At 38.8% G+C, this 20256-nt stretch carries 17 protein-coding genes; 2 read left to right on the forward strand and 15 right to left on the reverse strand.

Translation table 11 applies throughout. The features are described from left to right. The first annotated feature begins 17 nt into the window (after positions 1 to 17). Complete coding sequence (locus ADU73_RS02705) at positions 18 to 986, forward strand: GMP reductase (protein WP_056986257.1); 969 nt, start codon at positions 18 to 20, stop codon at positions 984 to 986. A 394-nt stretch (positions 987 to 1380) separates the two neighbouring features. Here ADU73_RS02705 and ADU73_RS02710 read toward each other — a convergent pair whose 3' ends face one another. From ADU73_RS02710 to ADU73_RS02720, 3 genes are all read right to left on the reverse strand, one after another. Continuing rightward, a complete protein-coding gene (locus tag ADU73_RS02710) occupies positions 1381 to 1824 on the reverse strand; it encodes a MarR family winged helix-turn-helix transcriptional regulator (RefSeq protein WP_046870648.1) in 444 nt (147 codons plus the stop codon). A 103-nt stretch (positions 1825 to 1927) separates the two neighbouring features. Beyond that, complete coding sequence (locus tag ADU73_RS02715; protein ID WP_062913152.1) at positions 1928 to 2818, reverse strand: YihY/virulence factor BrkB family protein; 891 nt, start codon at positions 2816 to 2818, stop codon at positions 1928 to 1930. A 52-nt stretch (positions 2819 to 2870) separates the two neighbouring features. Then, the gene (locus ADU73_RS02720) at positions 2871 to 4283 is read right to left on the reverse strand and encodes an MDR family MFS transporter (protein ID WP_056986259.1); all 1413 of its coding nucleotides are present in this window, start codon (positions 4281 to 4283) and stop codon (positions 2871 to 2873) included. A 187-nt stretch (positions 4284 to 4470) separates the two neighbouring features. On the opposite strand from ADU73_RS02720, the gene ADU73_RS02725 reads away from it, so the two are divergent. Then, the gene (locus ADU73_RS02725; RefSeq protein ID WP_046870691.1) at positions 4471 to 4923 is read left to right on the forward strand and encodes a Fur family transcriptional regulator; all 453 of its coding nucleotides are present in this window, start codon (positions 4471 to 4473) and stop codon (positions 4921 to 4923) included. Positions 4924 to 4997: 74 nt separating this feature from the next. Here the strand turns inward: ADU73_RS02725 and ADU73_RS02730 are convergent, their stop codons facing one another. The 12 genes from ADU73_RS02730 to ADU73_RS02785 all read right to left on the reverse strand — a co-directional run bounded on the left by ADU73_RS02730 (position 4998) and on the right by ADU73_RS02785 (position 19942). Then, a complete protein-coding gene (locus tag ADU73_RS02730) occupies positions 4998 to 5906 on the reverse strand; it encodes a dihydroorotate dehydrogenase (protein WP_046870692.1) in 909 nt (302 codons plus the stop codon). Positions 5907 to 6587: 681 nt separating this feature from the next. Next, complete coding sequence (pta, locus tag ADU73_RS02735) at positions 6588 to 7565, reverse strand: phosphate acetyltransferase (protein WP_062913450.1); 978 nt, start codon at positions 7563 to 7565, stop codon at positions 6588 to 6590. 43 nt (positions 7566 to 7608) lie between these two features. Continuing rightward, the gene (locus ADU73_RS02740; RefSeq protein WP_062913153.1) at positions 7609 to 8808 is read right to left on the reverse strand and encodes an acetate/propionate family kinase; all 1200 of its coding nucleotides are present in this window, start codon (positions 8806 to 8808) and stop codon (positions 7609 to 7611) included. Positions 8809 to 9017: 209 nt separating this feature from the next. Beyond that, positions 9018 to 10385 carry an ISLre2 family transposase gene (locus tag ADU73_RS02745; protein ID WP_046872291.1) on the reverse strand — a complete coding sequence of 456 codons (1368 nt, stop codon included), beginning with the start codon at positions 10383 to 10385 and terminating at the stop codon, positions 9018 to 9020. Positions 10386 to 10643: 258 nt separating this feature from the next. Further along, positions 10644 to 10955, reverse strand: a complete 312-nt coding sequence (gene trxA, locus ADU73_RS02750; protein WP_046872068.1) for a thioredoxin — start codon at positions 10953 to 10955, stop codon at positions 10644 to 10646. 85 nt (positions 10956 to 11040) lie between these two features. After that, positions 11041 to 13398 carry an endonuclease MutS2 gene (locus ADU73_RS02755; RefSeq protein WP_046872074.1) on the reverse strand — a complete coding sequence of 786 codons (2358 nt, stop codon included), beginning with the start codon at positions 13396 to 13398 and terminating at the stop codon, positions 11041 to 11043. Positions 13399 to 13552: 154 nt separating this feature from the next. After that, positions 13553 to 13846 (reverse strand): DUF1292 domain-containing protein, encoded by a 294-nt coding sequence (locus tag ADU73_RS02760; RefSeq protein ID WP_056986408.1) that lies wholly within the window; start codon positions 13844 to 13846, stop codon positions 13553 to 13555. 9 nt (positions 13847 to 13855) lie between these two features. Then, entirely contained in the window at positions 13856 to 14296 is a 441-nt protein-coding gene (gene ruvX, locus ADU73_RS02765) for a Holliday junction resolvase RuvX (protein ID WP_062913154.1), read from the reverse strand. Next, entirely contained in the window at positions 14293 to 14592 is a 300-nt protein-coding gene (locus ADU73_RS02770; protein ID WP_056986406.1) for an IreB family regulatory phosphoprotein, read from the reverse strand. Before ADU73_RS02770 ends, ruvX begins: the two co-directional genes overlap by 4 nt. Positions 14593 to 14711: 119 nt before the next feature. Next, on the reverse strand, positions 14712 to 17351 hold the full coding sequence (alaS, locus tag ADU73_RS02775; RefSeq protein WP_046872064.1) for an alanine--tRNA ligase: 2640 nt from the start codon (positions 17349 to 17351) through the stop codon (positions 14712 to 14714). A gap of 248 nt (positions 17352 to 17599) precedes the next feature. Next, positions 17600 to 18976, reverse strand: a complete 1377-nt coding sequence (locus ADU73_RS02780; protein ID WP_062913155.1) for a DEAD/DEAH box helicase — start codon at positions 18974 to 18976, stop codon at positions 17600 to 17602. Positions 18977 to 18979: 3 nt separating this feature from the next. Continuing rightward, on the reverse strand, positions 18980 to 19942 hold the full coding sequence (locus tag ADU73_RS02785) for a DHH family phosphoesterase (RefSeq protein WP_046872062.1): 963 nt from the start codon (positions 19940 to 19942) through the stop codon (positions 18980 to 18982). Between the last annotated feature and the right edge of the window lie 314 nt (positions 19943 to 20256).

Raw genomic sequence — 20256 nt, forward strand, 5'->3', positions numbered from 1 at the left:
AGAAGGGACACAAAATTATGAGAGTTTTTGATTATCAAGATGTTCAACTAATTCCTAACAAATGTATTATTGAGAGTCGCTCAGAAGCAGATACTACCGTCAAACTAGGAAAGTACACGTTTAAAGTTCCGGTTGTCCCTGCCAACATGGCAACGGTTATCAATGAAGATTTGTCAGTGTGGTTAGCTAAAAACGGTTATTTCTACGTCATGCACCGTTTCGAACCTGAAACCCGCCTGGCATTCATTAAAAAAATGCATGAACAAAAATTAATTGCTTCAATTAGCGTTGGGGTAAAAAAAGAAGAATTTGATTTTATTGCTCAACTGGCTGAACAAAAAGCTAATCCTGAGTTCATCACCATTGACATCGCCCATGGCCATGCCAACAGCGTGATTCGTATGATTAAGCACATCAAATCCTTGCTTCCCGAAACCTTTTTGATTGCGGGAAACGTTGGTACCCCTGAAGCAGTTCGTGAGCTTGAAAATGCTGGTGCTGATGCCACAAAAGTCGGAATTGGCCCTGGAAAAGCTTGCATTACTAAGTTAAAAACTGGCTTTGGAACTGGTGGTTGGCAGTTAGCTGCCATTCGTTGGTGTGCCAAGGCTGCAAGCAAGCCAATCATTGCTGATGGTGGAATCCGAACTAACGGTGACATCGCCAAGTCAGTCCGTTTTGGCGCCACAATGGTCATGATTGGCTCTCTAATGGCGGGACATAAAGAATCACCTGGCAACATGATTACAATTGATGGAAAAAATTATAAACAATATTACGGCTCAGCTTCAGAAACTCAAAAGGGACAGCATAAAAACGTTGAAGGTCGCCAAATGTTAGTTCCCTATCGTGGTCACATCCAAGATACGTTAGAAGAAATTCACCAGGATTTACAATCCGCTATTTCTTATGCGGGTGGCCGTTCACTGGCATCAATCCGCAAAGTTGATTACGTGATTCTGAATGGCGTAAATGATTTTAATTAAAGGTTGAAAGTACAAAATCACATTCAATTGCTTGATACAAAAACGTTCGTGGTAACAAAATTAGATTAAAATACCGTCTTTCAGCAAATCTGGTCCGGAACGTAGTGCGAGTTCTTGCGGCTAATTTTGCCACAAGAACTCGCACCCCGTTCCAGGCCAAGTGAGCCACAGAACGACAATTAACCTAATTTTTGTGGGCTAAGCCGTTTAATAGCAGTAACTGAAGTCATTTTTGTACTTTCAACCTTTAGATTTTAATTAAAAGAGTTAAAAAAGACAGAAACATCACTCAGCACCTCATAAAATTAAATGACTTGTTACTCCTACTCCAGAGAATAACCAGTTGCTTAATTTTAGATGTTAATGATGTTCCTGTCTTTTTCTACAATCAAATTTATTTTGTTACCATAATTTTGCTGCCAAATTCCTGCAAGAGTTTCAATAATTCGGTAACTTTATCTTCGCCCATTTTAGCAACCCAACCTTCGAAAACCTTGTGAACTTCTTGATCAATTTGATCTTCCACTTCAGCACCACGATCCGTTAAGCGTAAATATAATTTTCGTTGATCTTTAGGTTCTGGTGTCTGGGAAATATATTCGAGCTGCAGCAAGGATTTGATTTGACGAGCAATTGCACTTCTTGTCACCTTTCGTTGCTCAGCAATCCCCATTTGGGTAACATCATCGTGATAACGAACGTTGCGAAGAATTAAAAATTGTTCAAAAGAAATATGATATTGCTTAGTTGGCTCAGAAAGGACTTGTTCTAAAAACTTCAGCGTTGACATATAAATTTCAACTGAACCTTCAAATAGTTCTTCGTTATTTTTTTTCATTACTAGCAACTCCTCCAAGATGTGAATTCTTTCAACCATAATTTAAAGTAATCACGTTTTAAACAAAAAAATGATACCAACAACCCTATAATTCCTATTGCAATCATTTCCAAAGCCTTTTTAATCTTTGCTGCCAATCTTTGGTTGTGTCCTCTAGATTGCCGTACTTTAATTCCTGACTAGTTGCATTAATTACGCCACCAATCATGATGACCAGTGCCGAAAACTCTAACCAGAACATTAACGCAATAAAAGTTCCAAGAGTTTTATAACTGTTTACAGAACGGGCAAAGAAACGAAGATACGCAGTAAAAAACTGAGAAACCCCCATCAAACCAATGGTGGCTGCCGCCGATCCTACGATAACACTGCCGTAGCGGATTCTGGCATTAGGAACTACATAATATAAAATAGTTAAACTAAAAAATATAATAATTAAAGCTGAGGGCAATTTAACACTCCCAACAATTTGAAACAAACTGTGGGGTAGTTTGAGAATTGGCGTTAGATAGGCCACAATTGTTTGACCAAAACTGTAAAAAAACATCATCAACCCAATCAACCCCACAAAGAAAATGGTGAAAAGAAAGCCAACAATTCGATTAATAATGGGATTTTGAAACTTTGCAACCCCATAAGCGCGATTAATTGATCGCTGAAAAGCGGATACAGCCTGGCTTGATGACCATAACATTAAAATGGCACCAACTGACAATACCTCGCCGTTTCCTTTTTCCAAAAAATCTTTCACAATGGGTTGGCTAATTTGATAAATTGTACTCGGGACAACTGTTTCAATATATTCAAGAACCGTTCCCACATTGATGTGGAATAACGGCAACAGGTTCCCAACAAAAATAATTGCGGGGAACATTGCTAATAATGTGTAAAAGGCAAGAACAACGGCATTATTTGCCGCGTCAGCACGATTAAATCGAATCATGAATCCTTGCCAATAAGTTCGACACTTATGACCAAACGTCTTCCAAGTCATGTTATATACCTCGTTTTTATTCAACTTTATTAGTATACAACAGTTTATCAATTTAACCCTTTTTTTCTGAATTTTTAAGCAAAGTTGCTAATAATATTCCAACAATTGCAACTAAAAAGAATGTGAAAAATACAGCTCTGTAACCCATTTGAGAAGCTACTTCTACATGTTCTCCTTTGGCAATATGGTTGTTAGTAACCACAGTTAAAATGATTGTGGCGCAGGCAACTCCTAGTGAGCCTAAAATTTGGCGAACCGTTGTAATAACTGCGGTTCCGTGGGCAATCAGGTTGTCTGGCAATGAATTCGCACCCATGGTCACGGCTGGCATCATCACAAATGCGTTACCGCCTTCGATTAACATTCCTAAAACAATCATTCCACCTAAACTAATCGAGCTCGAGAACACAAATAAAATTCCCCATCCCAATGTGATCATACTCATACCGATCAGCAAAACGCTTTTAAACCCGATCCGATCCGCAAGTCTTCCGGCAATCGGATTTAAAATACTTAAAAAGATTGCCCCTGGAACCAGCGCCATTCCAGATACAAATGGCGACAGATGAAGGACCTCTTGATAATAGAGTGGAAAAATGATAGTTGTGACAATTAAGGCAATATAAGAAACCCCAGTTAAAAGGACTGCCAAATCAAAGTTAAAACTTTTAAGGACGCGTAATTCCAACATTGGCGTTTTTTGGTGAAATTGACGAAAAACAAAATAACCCACAGCAACAACACTGACAATTAATAAGATCAGCTGTTGTGACCAGTTTACCTGAGGTTTACCAATCTGATTAATAACATATAAAATTCCAATAAATCCTAACGAACTGAGTACCGAAATGTAATCTAACTTAGTTCGCTTCAATTCCATCACATCAGAAATGTATTTGAAGGAAAGTAACCAAACGATCGTAATAATGATGGCAAAAACAACAAATAACCCCTGCCAAGAAGTAAATCTTAAAACAATTCCGGAAATGATTGGCCCAACTGCCAGCGCTGATCCCATCACGAGGCCAACAACGCCCATTGTGACCCCACGCGATTCTTCTGGCGTAATGGTCAACATAACACTTTGGTAGGATGGAAATAAGATTCCTACCGCCATTGCTTCCAGAATCCGACCTAACAGCATCACCGGAAAATTGGGAGCAAGCAAGATAATTAATGTTCCCACATCAAACAAGAGCAACACTGCTTGAAAAAGATGCTTAAATGACACATTACTGAGCAGCCACGGACTAATTGGCATCATAATACACATTACCAACATAAATCCCGTGGTGAGCCACTGAATCGTGGTTGCGGAAACTCCAAAGTAACGCATCAGGGTTGGGTAAGCTGTAGACAATGACGATTGACTAATTGACATTGTAAATGTCCCTGCCAACAAAATTCCCACAAACCAATTATGCAGACTTCGATTCCCACTAAATATATCTGTTTTACTATTCATAATGCTCTCTCCTGCCTAAATTAGAATCATTTTAAATCGATTTAATTGTATTTCATATTTGGTTTGGTGTAAACTAATTTCTGAAAATAAGAAAAATCCATTTTCATTTTGTTGTTTCAAGTTGATGTCATTTAAAAAAAGTGATTAAATGAATTTGATGTTCACTAAAAAGAAAGAAGGCCAACTTATGGATAATGATGAAGTCGCTGAAGCACTCCAAGAACTACAAAAAAAGCATATCCGCATTACGCCCCAACGACAGACCATTTTGACTTATTTGGTTACTCATCATAACCATCCAACTGTTGAAACCATCTATGAAGATTTAAATCAGGAATCGCCTAATCTGAGCTTGGCAACCACCTACAATACGTTAAAGTTACTCGTGGACCTCGGCCTTGTTATTGAACTGGCTAATGGTGAAGACGGTGTCCATTATGATTATTTCAATAAACCGCACTATCATATAATTTGTACAAATTGCGGAAAGATCACTGACGTATTCTATGATGGCTTTGCCAAAGACGCTCACCGAATGGAAACAGAAGCAGCCAAGCAAACTGGTTATCAAGTTTCCGGTAATCTTTTTGAAATTTACGGATTGTGTCCTGAGTGCCAAGCTAAATTAAAAACAAAATAACTAAAAAGAGCCATCCAAATTCAACGAGATTTTGATTCTCGCGACTTGGATGACTCTTTTTGATTCAATCAATCTTATTGCTTAGTTAAATCATTAATTGTCGAAATTCCCAAATTATCTAACACGATTGGTAATGTCGAAATGATTTTTGGACAAGTCAGTGGATCGTCATAGTTAGCCGCTCCGACTTCAATCGCATTGGCGCCCGCCATCAGTAATTCAACTGCATCCTCTGCAGTATAAACACCACCAACTCCAATAATTGGCAACGTCACATGCTTTCTCACCTCTGCAACCATTCGGATGGCCACCGTTTTAAGTGCATGTCCGGATAACCCACCTGTCCGATTGGCTAAAACAGGTTTACCCGTTTTTAAATCAATCCGCATCCCCAAAATCGCATTGATCATGGTAATTCCGTCTGCACCGCCCGCCTGAGCAGCTTCCGCAATTTCACCAATGTCAGTCACATTCGGCGAAAGTTTCACATACAAGGGAACTTTCGAAACTGATTTGCATTGTTCAGTGATTTTTTTAACCACGTCTGGATCAACTCCGAACGCCATGCCCCCGTTAGCCACATTGGGACAGGAAACATTTAACTCAATCGCATGAACGTTTGGTGCTTGGCTCATTTGACCAACCAAATCGCGATATTCTTCAATTGAATCTCCAGCCACACTGCCAATAATCGGTAGTTCTGGAAAATGTTCAGCCAACCACGGTAATCTTTCGGCCATCACAACATCAATCCCCGGATTTTTTAGTCCAACTGAATTCAAATGACTGCCAACTGTTGTGGTGAATTGAGGTGCAGCATTTCCTGCTCGTGGTTTCGGGGTTGTTGTTTTGATAACCATTGACCCTAGTAGATTCAAGTCGTACCGTTTGGCAAAACCATCCCCATAACCAAATGTACCACTGGCTGGAATGATGGGATTCTTTAAATCTAACCCTGGTAACTGTACTGCTAATCGATTCATATGCATATACCTCTTCCTTTTAGCTATTTTGCGTAGAATCGATCCAAAGAAAAAGGAATCCAAAAACAAACATAACGTTTGCTTCAGATTCCAAAATGGTTTTATTTAGGTAGCCTAAAAAGGCCCTTCTATTAATCGATGACACAACCATTTTGTTTTCTCTGAAACAATTAAACGGTGTTCTCTTAAATTATTCACAATTCACAGACTTGGTACTGCCTATGAATTAATACTTAGTGTAAAGATGTTCTTAGGTGCTGTCAAGGTTCAATAAATTAAAATTTGAAATTAAACACAGTTTTCCACTGAGCTTCAGGACGATTCCATAAAACAAAACCAGCATATAACTATCCTTACCGCCTTGATTTTTATTTTTTCAGGACGGTTCGACAAGTCAAAAAGGGATAGATAAGCATGACTCCCGCGGGATTGCAATCCCGCATTATTCCATTTATAAATGATGATTTTCGTCCCGAAAATCTTCCATAATTCACTCATTGTCGATTCTTGTGGCAAATCCATCCGCAAGAACTCGCATCCGTCACGTCTGTGAATTATTTTTTGGCGGAGCTCTAAGACGGTTCCATAAACCAAAACCAGCATATAACTATCCTTACCGCGGGGAATTCTCCCCGCTTTCAGGACAGTTATATGCTGGTTTTTAACGGTTTATTCCACCCACTATTTTATTGACTGGGCCGCCGTCATTATTGCTACCTTATAAACATCTTCATCACTAGCACCACGTGACAAATCTGACACCGGTGCATTCAATCCCTGCAAAATTGGTCCAATCGCTTCGAAATGGCCTAAACGTTGGGCAATCTTATAGCCAATATTTCCCGATTGCAATTCTGGGAAGACAAATACCGTTGCGTGACCTGCCACCTTAGAATCTGGTGCCTTGCTTGCCCCCACATCTGGTACAAACGCCGCATCAAATTGCAGTTCGCCATCAATTTCTACTCCAGGAGCTTTCTCTTGAGCTAACTTAGTTGCCTCTTGGACCTTGGTAACCACATCGCTCTTTGCAGATCCCTTTGTCGAAAAGCTCAACATTGCAACTTTGGGTTCAATATCAAAGACCTTGGCTGTTTCTGCACTTTCAACCGCAATCTCTGCCAACGTTGCCGCATCTGGATCAATATTGATCGCCGTATCCGCAAAGATATAACGCTCATTGTTACGTTGCATCACAAATGCCCCACTAATCCGCTTGACACCGGGTTTAGTTTTAATAATTTGGAGGGCCGGACGAACCGTGTCTCCCGTTGGATGCACGGCTCCGGATACCATGGCGTCAGCTTTTTTCAAATAAACTAACATCGTTCCAAAGTAATTGACGTCTTCTAACATCTTTTTGACTTCTTCAACGGTATTTTTACCCTTGCGCCGATCAACTAAAGCATCTGTCATTGCTTGTTTGTCAGCTTCTGGATATGTATCAGGATTAATAATTTCAATTCCATCTAAACTGATATCGTCTTTTTCGGCGCGCTTTTCAATCTCAGTCTGCTTGCCTAATAGTATAGGCTTAGCCAAACCATCTTGTACTAACCTTGATGCGGCCGTAAAAATCCGCGGCTCTTCACCTTCTGGAAAAACCACCGTTTTATTTTGTCCCTTAATTTTTGCCTTTAAACTATCAAATAAATCCATCGTGAAATCCTCCTCACAAAAGTTTAGTGTTTTAACAGTTTGCTTAATTTGTTCTTTTTTTAAATTTTTCAACTTCACGCGCAATCGCCAATTCTTCGTTAGTTGGCACAACCAATACTTTGGCTTTAGAATCAGCTGTACTGATATCACGCAATTCACCTTGCACTTGATTTTTCTCATTATCAATTTTAAGACCAAAGTAATCTAATTCGTCTACAATCATTTTTCGAACCAACATCCCATTTTCACCAATGCCAGCAGTGAACACTAAAACGTCAATTCCGTGCATTTCGGCAATATACGCGCCAATGTACTTCACAATATTATTCACAAAAATTTCTATGGCTAATTCAGCCCGCCGACTCTTATGTCTTGCCTCAAGGACATCTCGCATATCAGAAGAGATTCCTGAAATTCCTAGCAAGCCTGATTTAGTGTTTAAAATCTTAATCATTTCGGAAAAATCTGTAATGTTTAGTTTTTCCATCAGATAATTCACTAAAGAAACATCAATATCTCCAGAACGAGTTGCCATTGTGATCCCAGAAAGTGGCGTAAATCCCATTGAAGTATCATATGACTGGCCATTTAAAATAGCATCAACTGAAGACCCAGCACCTAAATGCAGTGTAATCATTTTTAAAGAGCTTAGTGGTTTTCCAAGTAACTTGGCCGCCTCTAAGGCAACTGATTGATGGCTCGTCCCATGAGCGCCATATTTACGAGCACCATATTTTTCATAATATTCGTAAGGAATACTATATAAATAATTCTTAGGAGGTAATGTTTCATGGAAAGAAGTATCAAACACGGCAACACTAGTAACATTAGGGAGCACCTTTTGCATGGCCCGAATTCCAATAACGTTCGCCGGATTATGTAAGGGGGCTAATTCTGACAAACTCTCAATTTGTTGAATCACCTTGTCTGTAATGAGAACAGACCCTTTAAAAAGCTCACCTCCAGCTACAACCCGATGGCCACCCCCAGTAATCTCGTCATAACTTTTGATAATTTTTAAGTCAATGAGGGCGTCCAACACAATGTTAATTGCTACTTCGTGATTTTTAACTGGTTTTTCAATCCGAATATTTTGTTGGTCCCCATAAATAATTGTAAATGTGGAACCATCAATTCCGATTCGATTCACCTGTCCACTTGCCAAAACCTTTTCACTTGGCATTTCGAACAGTTTAAATTTCAACGACGAACTTCCAGCATTAATTGAAATTGTTTTTTCCATAATTTTACTCCACTCACACTCTCTAAATATTTACTAATCAAGGTTACTCATCCATCTAAAACTACTCTAACGCCCCTAGTATAAATTCACAATAACCTACTGACATAAATTATACCTTATTGTAATTAATATGAAAATGAAATGACCATTTTGTATGTGTCAAGTTTTCCTAGGTGCCTTATAATCAACCAAATATTTATACACAATAATTAGTTTGAAAATATTTTTGCCATTGCTCCGATAGGGCTACTTGTTGGGGCATCAACTGGTATTTTACCTGAAAGAACTCCAATATGCTTAGAATGGTGCTTGTTGCTCAGCTGAGCTGAACTCAACGTCTTCAATGATTCCGTAGCGATCTCAATCGTTAGCTCTTGTAACTTTCTTAAACCACCACGTAAGTATTTATCTAGCTTACCGTTTACCCGAGCTTCAATTAATTTCAACATAGCCTCAAGGCCCTTTTCGGACCATACTTTGCCTTGCTTTTTCATTCGATACGTGTACGCTCTGTGTGAGCTTTCAACGGATCCCAATTTGCCGACCCTCATGAAGCCACGATCGTGTGGAGACTTTATAAACTGCCAATTTCTTGCCAAATATTGTCTTAGGACCCTTAGGCTCTCAAGTTCCTTATCAGTTTTAATTTGCGACTCAAATGTATCTAAAATAACGTTTAACTGATTCTGATCATACAGGCTAACGCTCTTAACGGCCTTATCAACCAATGGATTAAATAAACCAAAGGTTTGTTTAATCTTTTTGACAAAGTGATACCGATCGATAGTAAATTCAACTCTTTGAGCACTCGGAACTATTTCTCGCATACTTTTCGGGTTATACCCTGGGCCACCATCACTTGCTGTAAACACGGTCATTTCACTGATTTTATAATACTTCTCAATGTAGTCAGTTACTCGTTTTTGAACCTTTTTTTGATTGATACCAACAAACTCAACTTTGTTTGATCTTGTTCCATCTAATCCTGATTCAAAAACAATGTAATGGTGGACGTCTTGTCTTCGTCGATTAATTTTGTGTATCTCAAAGGCATCGCCTTCAACCACTAAGTTTTCAACTTTTCGTTTCTTAACTAGTTTCTCTTCGGACGATTTTTCTTCTGTCTTCACGGTATCTGCCATGTCTCTGATAATTCGGTCTACTGACCAGGCACTAATATCCGTCTGACTTGCCAGATTGATCATTGCGGCCGTATTTCTCATCGTTGTCGTTTGCCCAATTTTGGCAACGACACTTTTAAAATAAGGTGAAATTCTTTTTCTTTCTTCCAACTGAAGTTGTTCATCCAACGGGAAGTAATAACTTCCATTGGGTCGAAGATAACATCTTCTTTCAAAATTCACGGCGCCAAACATAAACTCAATTGTTCTGGCCTGTCGATTAATGAATGTATTTTCTGCCGGAATTGATGGAACGAGTGTTTCATCTAATTGCCTCAGATATTCAGCTACAACCAGCTGGAATGACTTCCTAAGATGAAGAATTACCTGCTCCTCTAAATCAAATAAACTGTCTAAATTTCCCAATGATTCAATAAAATCTGCTAAAATATACATGAAAGACCTGTATCCTTTCCTTTAATCTTCGTCGATTAAAAGGCTACAGGTCTTTTTCTATATATTCAACTCAAAATGAATATTCCTAGAATTTTATTGACCATCTAGGAAAACCTTACACTAACACTTAATCTCTTCGTAACAATCCGTTAACGCAACTGTTAACTAATTCTTTATTTACCTTACAATAAAAAAGCTACAGAACCAATGTAACTGTCACTCTTACATTAGCCTGTAACTCACATTTCTTTATTTTAATTAAGCATACTGATCCAATACTTTTTGGATCTGTTCTTTTGAATGGTAGCCTACCAATGTATCCACTACGGCTCCATCTTTTTTAACCATAAGTGTAGGAATACTCATGATTCCAAAATTCTGGGCAGTTTTAGGATTGGCATCCACATCCATCTTTGAAAACTGAACTTTATCAGTCATTTCACCTTCAAGTTGTTCAACAACTGGTGATTGCATCCGACAAGGCCCACACCAAGTTGCCCAAAAGTCAGTTAATGTCACACCCTGACCTGTTTTTTCTTTAAAATTATCATCCGTAATTGCTTCTACCATTTGATACCCTTCTTTCTCATATTAACTAATCACAGTTTATCAAATAACTATTTAATTGCCAAAGATTTTGCTTACAAAAAATTAGTTACTTGAATTGAACAACCGTTGCACCATTACCACCAGCATTTGGTGCCGCATATTCAAAATGCTTAACCTGTCGATTTCCTTGTAAATATTGCGTAATTCCTTTACGTAAAGCTCCGGTACCTTTTCCGTGAACAATGGTTACCATTGGATAGCCAGCAAGTAACGCCGAATCAATGTAGCGATCCACTTCTGTCATAGCTTCTTCGTAGCGTTTGCCACGCAAATCAAGCGTTGGCTTAACGGATGAGCTAGTGCGATGAATAGTTGTGCGATTTCTTTGAGGCTGCCCTTTTTCAGGCGCTAATTTTTCAATTTCATCTGTGGGCACTTTCATCTTAATAATGCCCATTTGGACTTCCCAGTGTTTTTTATCTGTCTGCCGTAGCAATGACCCTCGTTGTCCATAACTTGTCACCATCACGTCATCATTTGGCTTTAAGGCCTGTTTTGCTTTTGCTCGTTGCAAAACACGATTCTTTTTCAAATTTGGTGCCTGATGGAGAGCATTTAACTCACTCTTAGAATCAATGAGTTTGTTTTCCTTAATTGCTACGCCACCTTGCATTTCCATTTTACGAAGGCGTTTAATAATGACATCCGTCTTTTCTTCGGTATCTTCAACTAATTTGTTAGCCTCTAATTTGGCTTTTTCTAAATACTGATCTTTTGAATTACGTAATTTTTGATATTCGTTGGCTAAATCCTTATGCAAGGTTGTGGCTTCATCTACTTCAACCTTCAATTTAGCTGACCGATCATCTGCCTCTTTTTGCCGACTAGATAAATCAGAGATCATCGCACTTAAATCCTGACTATCTTGGTCGATCAAAGATCTAGCCTGGGTAATTATCCCCGACTCAAGTCCTAGACGTGTGGCAATATCAAATGCATTACTACTTCCCGGAATTCCAACTAATAGTTTATAAGTCGGTTCCAAAGACTGTGTGTCGAATTCCATGCTTGCGTTCATAGTTTCAGGGCGATTATAACCATACGCTTTTAGCTCAGGATAATGCGTTGTTGCCATTACGTAACTCCCAGAGCTTCCAACTCGATCTAGAATAGCAATCGCTAATGCAGCCCCTTCTTTAGGATCTGTTCCACCACCAAGCTCATCAAACAAAACTAAACTATGATCATCAACCTTCTTTAATATTTTTACAATATTGTCCATGTGAGAAGAAAAAGTACTCAAGTTTTGTTCAATTGATTGTTCATCGCCAATATCGGCAAATATTTCTGTAAAAATTCCCATTTGGCTATTTTCAGCTACTGGAATAAATAGACCGGACTGAGCCATTAACTGTAGTAAACCAAACGTCTTCAAAGTAATTGTTTTACCACCGGTATTAGGACCAGTAATAATCAACGCTTTATAATCCTCACCAAGGTCAATGTCATTTGGAACAATCTTTTTAGCACTAATTAAAGGATGACGGGCCTGCCTGAAATGGACTTGATTTTGATCTGATATTGTTGGCTCGGTTGCCTTAATCTCAGCAGCATAGCGGGCTTTGGCATTGATAAAATCGAGGTGACCTAAAATTGTCGCATTATTCAGCAAATCTTCTCGATATGGAATTAATAATTCCGATAACTCAGTTAAAATGCGTTCTTCTTCATTTTTCTCTTCAACTTGATTTTGACGTAAACGATTATTAAGCTCCATAACCGCTTGGGGTTCAATGTACATTGTTTGTCCCGAAGCACTTTGATCATGGACCACGCCCCCAAAATGACTACGATACTGAGCCATTACAGGAATAACATAACGGCCATCACGCATGGTTATAATCGAATCACTTAAATACTTAGCATCCTTCCCTCGCGTGTAACCATCCATCTTAGCTCTAATTTCTGATTCAGTTGTTGTGATTCGGTTCCGAATCCCAAACAATTTATCGGATGCTTCATTGGTGATGTGACCATCGCCTTCAATGGATTTCATTAAACGTTTGGAGATCTCTGGTAAAGACTGTAACTTGTTAACGGTTGTATATAAAGTTCTGAAGTCAATCTTTTCTTCCTGAAGTTTCTGAAAGAAGTTTAAAACATCCTGTGTGGTTCGTAACATTTTTGTTACTTGTGACAACTCGAGACCACTTAAAGTTGCGCCAATTTCAAGCCGTTTCATTTGTGGCGAAATATTATCGAGTTTGGCAATTGGAATGCCACCCTTTAGCCGATAGGCATCTGCACCATCTAGAGTTTCGGTCAGCGCAAATTGAATCTTATCTCTATCCACCATTGGCCCTAGATCAGCTAGTTCTTGCTGCCCATTTTGAGAAGTCAAATAAGGTTTTAATTTATCTTTTACTTTCTGATACTCTAATGTTTTAAAAATTTTCTTATTCATCATTTAAAGTCCTTTATTCGTTTAATCATATTCTACCGCTTTTTCTTCAGTTTTAATATTATCGAGTCATTCAAAAGCTTGTCAAACAAAAAACGACCAGATCTGAATAATGAGTCACTCAGATTTGATCGTTTACTTATTTCACAAATGGTAATTAGTCTTCGTCATTGTCACCTAAAAAGGTGTTCAAGACTTCTTCAGCCATTTTCCATTCATCGTCTGATTCAATTTCGTTTAGCTGGCCTTCATCTGCGTTGCCATCAGCATCAGGAACATATGAATATGCCTGAATGTCCACTTCCGCATCATCCTCTGCGTCAGATGGATATAAGAACATATATGACTTACCATAATCTTCTGAATCAAATGTAAATAAAACGTTGTAAAGTTCTTCATTTCCGTGTTCATCAACGAGTGTAATTTGTTGTTCTTTGTCTTCTTCGCTCATTAGAAATCCTCACTTCAATTTATTTAATAGTTTACCCTGGCGGTTTAAGTAGTTTTCAAGAATCAAACTAGCTGCCAACTTATCAATAACTTTTTTGCGCTTCTTTCGAGATGTATCAGCCTGTTCAATTAACATACGTTGTGCCTCAACCGTCGTTAACCGCTCATCTTCATAGTCAACTGACAAATTAAAAGTATCAATCATCAGTTGCCCATAAGCCTTTGCTGCATCAACCCGAGGACCAGAAGTATTATTCATATTCTTAGGCAATCCGACCACAAAACCAGCCACCTCATATTGAGCGACTAGTTCTTTCATGCGATCCAAACCGAACTCTTTTTGTGCTTCATTGATTGGAACAATTTCCACGCCTTGTGAAGTCCAACCTAACGCATCACTAACGGCAATCCCGACTGTTTTAGAACCAACATCCAATCCCATTAATCTCATTTGATAGGACCTGCTGACTGGCCGGATTTGTTCAAATCGTTCCGATCCTTTGAAAGATAGCTACGTACTAATTCTTCAATAATTTCATCCCGTTGATGTTTACGAATTAAATTGCGCGCATCATTTAATCTTGGAATATATGCTGGGTCTCCCGAGAGTAAATAGCCAACAATTTGGTCAATCGGATTGTATCCCTTTTCTTCCAAAGCATCATAAACAGTTTTCAACGTTTCATGTAAGTCATTAGGTGCATCGTTACTAAAATCGAAAAACATTGTTTTATCTAATTTACTCATCGAAAGCACCTCCTGTATCGTTATCAAGGTAATTTTACATGATACCCCACAAAAGTACAAACAATGCAGTCCAATGTAATCAATCCGTAATACGTTATTATTCAAGCTGAAACATTTGACTATTTTTCCGTCAACCACGTAATTCCATTTGCCAATGCTTGTTCGAGTCCAGCTGGTTTACTACCACCAGCTTGTGCCAAATTAGGACGGCCGCCACCGCCTCCATTTATTTCTTTGGCAATCGCTTTAATTAAATCACCAGCCTTCAATCCAGCCTTAACTTTGGCGTCTGAAACGGCAACCAATAAATTAGCCTTTTCACCAACAGCAGCTCCGAGGATTAAAACATCTGAGACTTTTCGTTGCTTCCAATCATCCGCCAAATCTCGTAATTGGGACATGCCAGTAACCTTTACAACACTTGCGACTACTGAGTATTGACCGGCCTGTTGGACATTATCAAAGATGCCAGCTGCTTCTTGTTTAGCCATTTTGTTTTCAAGATTTGTAACTTTTTGAGTAAGTGTTTTAACCGTTTCTTGTAATTGAGCCACCTTTTGTGGTGTATCTTTTACTTGCACAGCCTTTACTTGCTTAGCTGTTTGAGTTAAAAGTTCGTCATGACTCAACAAGTATTCATATGCTTCAGCTGAAGTCACAGCCTCAATCCGCCGAACACCAGCCCCAACACCAGACTCAGAAACAATCTTAAACAAACCTAGCTCGTTTGTATTTTTAACGTGATCACCACCACAAAATTCAACAGAGTAGTCGCCAACACTGACCACACGAACTTTTTTCCCATACTTTTCGCTAAATAAAGCAATGGCTCCCAACTTTTTAGCAGATTCAATATCAGTTTCCACAGTTTTAACCGGAATCTCAGCAAAGATTTTTTGGTTAACAATGCTTTCCACTTTTTGTAAATCTTCTTGGGTAACTTGTCCAAAGTGTGTAAAATCAAAACGAAGATAATCAGGTTCAACTAAAGAGCCAGCCTGTTTAGTATGTTCTCCAAAAACATCTCGTAAAGCTTGATCGAGCAAATGAGTTCCCGTATGATTCTTTTCAACTTTACTGTGGAAATGACGGTCCACACTTAACGAATAGGCTTGTTCAGTTTGCAAAGGTTCAAGAACTTTAACAGTATGCAGATTTTGACCATTAGGGGCATGCTGAACGTCCTCTACTTCGGCTACGACATTACCATCTTCATCTGTAATTGTTCCCTTATCGGCAACTTGGCCACCCATTTCGGCATAAAACGGCGTTACATCAAAAATTAATTGCGCCTCACCCTTTTTGGCATCCGTTACAAGTTGATCATTTTGAATAATATTCTTCAAAACTGCATGATCTGCAGTTAATTCTGTATATCCAACATAGCGACTTGGAGTTTGAATTCCCGTGAGTAACCCAGACTGAACACCCATAGAAGTTTGATTTCCTCGTGCTGCCCGAGCCCGTTGCTTTTGTTGCTGCATTTCAGTTTCAAAACCTTTTTTATCAACCTCTAAGCCTTCGTCATGTGCGTACTCAGTAGTTAAATCTAAAGGAAAACCATACGTATCAAATAGCTTGAACGCGTCAGAGCCACTGATTTCTTTTTCGTTATTTTCTTTATTTTTTTTGATGATTTGATCAAGCAACTGGACACCATCATTAAGTGTTTCGTTAAAACGACTCTCTTCTGATGACACAACCTCGGCAATGTAGTCACTTTGTTCCAAGACTTCTGGATAATAGGACTGCATAATTTTGCCGACAACAGGTACTAGCTTGAACAAGAAGCTTTCTTTAATCCCAAGTTTTTGACCGTACATAACCGCTCGCCGAATTAAGCGACGAATCACATAGCCACGACCCTCATTTGAAGGCAGTGCGCCATCACCAATTGCAAACGTAATGGCCCGGGCATGATCTGCAATAACCTTAAAAGCCACGTCTTGTTCCTTATCATCATTGTATTTTTTACCACTAAATTTTTCTGTTTCATGGATCAATGGTAAAAATAAATCAGTTTCAAAATTAGTAGGTGCATTTTGAAAAATCGAAACTACCCGTTCAAGTCCCATCCCCGTATCAATATTTTTATGTGGCAATGGCTCATATGAACCATCTGGCTTATGATTGAATTGTGAGAAAACAATATTCCAAATCTCTAAGTAGCGTTCATTTTCCCCACCAGGATAGTTTTCTGGATCGTCCTCAGCTAAGTTATTGAAAGATTCACCACGGTCATAAAAGATTTCGGAATCTGGACCACTTGGGCCCTCACCAATATCCCAAAAGTTATCTTCTACTGGAATAATATGATCTGCTGAAACACCTACTGATTCCCAATAATGTTTTGCATCCGTATCCTTTGGATAAACCGTAATAAACAATTTTTCTGGATCCATTGCAAACCAATCTGGACTTGTCAGCAATTCCCACGCCCACGTGATTGCTTCTTCTTTAAAATAATCACCTACTGAGAAATTACCGAGCATTTCAAATAAAGTATGGTGGCGTGCGGTATGGCCGACATTTTCGATATCGTTTGTTCGAATACTTTTTTGCGAACTAGTTAGCCGGGGAACATCAGGCACAACACTACCATCAAAATATTTTTTCATTGTGGCTACCCCAGAATTAATCCACAATAATGTGGGATCATCGTGGGGTACTAATGGTGCACTTGGTTCTACGATATGGCCTTTAGACTTAAAAAAGTCTAAAAACATTTTTCTGACTTCACTACTTGATTTTCTCTCCATGATCTTCTCCTCTTCTAATTGCACAAAAAGACCGTTGCTAGTAAAGACGCTTATGCGCGGTACCACTTTACTTGCAACGATCTTACTCGTTAACCTCTTGACCTCTTTAACGCAGAGTCGCGAAACATCTCCAAGGTAGCATCAAAACCCTAAACTCGTTTTTCACAGCATCCAAAACGTTTCTGAAAGTTTATTCGTTTTAATATGTCCTCAATCAAAATTATTATATTGCAAAAAATATTACCTTGTCAATCTTCGTCATGATTTCTTTTAGCTCTGTGTTGTTTAATTCTTTGACGTTTAGTCCGCAAAAATTCAGTATGCTGTGCCTTACGTCGATCTTTTTGATCTTTAATTTCAATTGCTTTTCTAATTTGACGTTTATATCCAGGCTTGACCTTACGTTTCTTCTTCTTAACCATTCCGACCATCGTTGGGTCCAATTTGTGGTGATCTCTGACCCGATTGGTTCGTCGATTACGATCATACGAGTCTACAACCTCACCGTTTTTAATCGCTTTTGGTTGGAACTTCACACCCAATTTTTCAATCTCGGAAACTTTTTCCTCTTCACCTGGTTCATACAGTGTGATGGCTGTTCCGGACATGCCATTTCGGCCAGTTCGACCAACTCGATGAATAAAGAAATCAAGATCATCTGGAATACCATCATTGATGACCATTGAAACACCTTCAATATCGATGCCTCGGGATGCCAAATCAGTTGCCACAACAAATTGAAAATCAAGATTATGAATTTCCTTCATAACTCGTTTTCGTTCCCGTGGTTGCACGCCACCATGAACTTTAGCTACCTTCAATCCTTGCCGCTTTAAATAATCCGTTAACTCATCAGCCCGTTCCTTGGTATTACAGAAAATCAAAACTAAGTAAGGCTCACCAATTGTTAATAACTGATGAATGACATTATTTTTACCTTTACTTTTCGTTGAAATTAACCAGTTATCAATTGTGGGACTAATGATACTTTCAACTGGAATTTCTGATATAACTGGATTTGACATATACTTCTTTAAAAAGGCATTTAAAGACTTCGGAATCGTTGCAGAGAAAACCATCATTTGTAAACTTTTGGGCAAACTTGCAGCAATTTTATCTACTTCATTTAAAAATCCCATGTCAAGCGTCATGTCGGCTTCATCCACAACAAATTTAGAAGCTTGATGAACATCTAAAGCCTGGCTATGAATCAAGTCCCAAATTCTTCCTGGAGTCCCGATAACAATCTCTGGTTGGCGATGTTTCAATTTATCCATCTGACGCTTCTTGTCTGTTCCACCAACATAATTACCAATCTCAATGTGAACTTCGTCAGAGTCTACTAATTGACGAGCTGCCGCATTAATTTGATACGCAAGTTCTCTACTAGGGGTTGTAATTACGACCTGAACCTGTTTTTTTGATTGATCAATTTGGTTAATCAATGGTAACAAAAAGGTATGGGTTTTTCCACTACCTGTCTGTGACTGACCAACCACACTTTTACCAGCTAAAATCACCGGAATCAATTTTTCTTGAACTGGAGTTGGTTGGGTAAAATTAATTTTATCCAAAGCACTCATCAAAAATGGTTGTAAATTAAATTTTGAAAAACCGTTTTTCATTAATTACTCCTTCTTGCTTTTCTTATAAGCCGTTGCGATCGCCGCTAATTCATTTTGAATCGTTTGAACTTCATCAAGATCCTTAGCTTTCGCACCACTGGCTAAAGCATGTCCACCACCATCGTGTTTCTTAGCTAATTCGTTAATTGTTGGACCTTTAGAACGTAATCGGACGCGATAAGTCCCATCCCTTTGAACCACAAAAATTGCCCAACAAACAACCGATTCAATTTTACCAGGTAGGGGCACGACCCCAGCAGTTCCGGCGTCTTTTAAATCAAATTGATCCAAAACTTCACTAGTTAAACAAACGGTTGCTGCGCCATCTTCCGTGATCGTCAAATTTTGATACACATATGCAGATAAGTGAGCGACAGATAATGGGATACTATCTAATTTTTGATTTACTGCTGTAACATCAAAACCAGTTGCCATTAAAGAAGCTGCCACACGCATTGTGTGCGGTGTAGTTGCTGAATACAAGAATCTACCTGTATCACCAATAATCCCAGCATATAATGCCTTTGCAGCTTTGGCATTTAAAGTCAGCTCATGTTTAAACTGATGATAAAGATCAAAAATCATTTCCGAACTACTTGATGCACTTGGAACTACCCAAGCCAAATCGCCATATGGGTCATCATCAGGATGATGATCAATTTTAATTAATTCTTGACCATTGGTATAACGATTATCGTCAACCCGTGGTGGGTTAGCAGTATCTGTGACAATTACGAGAGCATCATCATAATCATCATCATCAGCCGTGTCCATTTCGCCAATCCATGATAAACCACCAATCTGCTTACCAACCGCGAGAACGGTTTTCATTGGAAAAGAAGCACGAATAATTTCTGCTAATCCGATTTGAGAGCCGATTGCATCTGGATCTGGGCGTTGATGGCGATGAATAATAATTCGTTGATGTTTTTTTATTTGTTCAAAGATTTCTTGTTGCAGTGTCATAATTTCTTCTTTCTATCATTGGTTGGTTTTAAAAGATTGCCAAGTTTTCGCTTCTTCCCAGTATACTAGCTTTTAAGGTCAAACACAAAGCCGAAAATTAATCGTATGTGTCAAGTTTTAGTAGGTTGTACTTCTAATTAGATTTTATTTAAGCTTTTACCTGCTTTTTGTTCCGTTCCGGCGCTGATGTGGGGCCGTGTGGGTCGCTTGCGAGCTAACTTCTGTCCCTCATCAGGCCAGAAGTGGATCTCTCCAGTCTTCCCATGTCTCTAAGCGATAAATCGCCAAGTGACATCGACACACTCTTTCATCAA

It is taken from the genome of Pediococcus damnosus (assembly GCF_001611155.1).
Taxonomy (GTDB): Bacteria; Bacillota; Bacilli; order Lactobacillales; family Lactobacillaceae; genus Pediococcus; species Pediococcus damnosus.

Coding starts and splice junctions, on each gene's coding strand:
- ruvX (WP_062913154.1), bottom strand. CDS start 14,296: ATGAGATTAATGGGATTGGATGTTGGTTCTAAAACAGTCGGGATTGCC.
- ADU73_RS02740 (WP_062913153.1), bottom strand. CDS start 8,808: ATGGAAAAAACAATTTCAATTAATGCTGGAAGTTCGTCGTTGAAATTT.
- ADU73_RS02760 (WP_056986408.1), bottom strand. CDS start 13,846: ATGAGCGAAGAAGACAAAGAACAACAAATTACACTCGTTGATGAACAC.
- ADU73_RS02710 (WP_046870648.1), bottom strand. CDS start 1,824: ATGAAAAAAAATAACGAAGAACTATTTGAAGGTTCAGTTGAAATTTAT.
- ADU73_RS02780 (WP_062913155.1), bottom strand. CDS start 18,976: ATGAAAAACGGTTTTTCAAAATTTAATTTACAACCATTTTTGATGAGT.
- ADU73_RS02785 (WP_046872062.1), bottom strand. CDS start 19,942: ATGACACTGCAACAAGAAATCTTTGAACAAATAAAAAAACATCAACGA.
- ADU73_RS02725 (WP_046870691.1), top strand. CDS start 4,471: ATGGATAATGATGAAGTCGCTGAAGCACTCCAAGAACTACAAAAAAAG.
- ADU73_RS02720 (WP_056986259.1), bottom strand. CDS start 4,283: ATGAATAGTAAAACAGATATATTTAGTGGGAATCGAAGTCTGCATAAT.
- ADU73_RS02755 (WP_046872074.1), bottom strand. CDS start 13,398: ATGAATAAGAAAATTTTTAAAACATTAGAGTATCAGAAAGTAAAAGAT.
- ADU73_RS02715 (WP_062913152.1), bottom strand. CDS start 2,818: ATGACTTGGAAGACGTTTGGTCATAAGTGTCGAACTTATTGGCAAGGA.
- alaS (WP_046872064.1), bottom strand. CDS start 17,351: ATGGAGAGAAAATCAAGTAGTGAAGTCAGAAAAATGTTTTTAGACTTT.
- trxA (WP_046872068.1), bottom strand. CDS start 10,955: ATGGTAGAAGCAATTACGGATGATAATTTTAAAGAAAAAACAGGTCAG.
- ADU73_RS02730 (WP_046870692.1), bottom strand. CDS start 5,906: ATGAATCGATTAGCAGTACAGTTACCAGGGTTAGATTTAAAGAATCCC.
- ADU73_RS02770 (WP_056986406.1), bottom strand. CDS start 14,592: ATGAGTAAATTAGATAAAACAATGTTTTTCGATTTTAGTAACGATGCA.
- ADU73_RS02705 (WP_056986257.1), top strand. CDS start 18: ATGAGAGTTTTTGATTATCAAGATGTTCAACTAATTCCTAACAAATGT.
- ADU73_RS02745 (WP_046872291.1), bottom strand. CDS start 10,385: ATGTATATTTTAGCAGATTTTATTGAATCATTGGGAAATTTAGACAGT.
- pta (WP_062913450.1), bottom strand. CDS start 7,565: ATGGATTTATTTGATAGTTTAAAGGCAAAAATTAAGGGACAAAATAAA.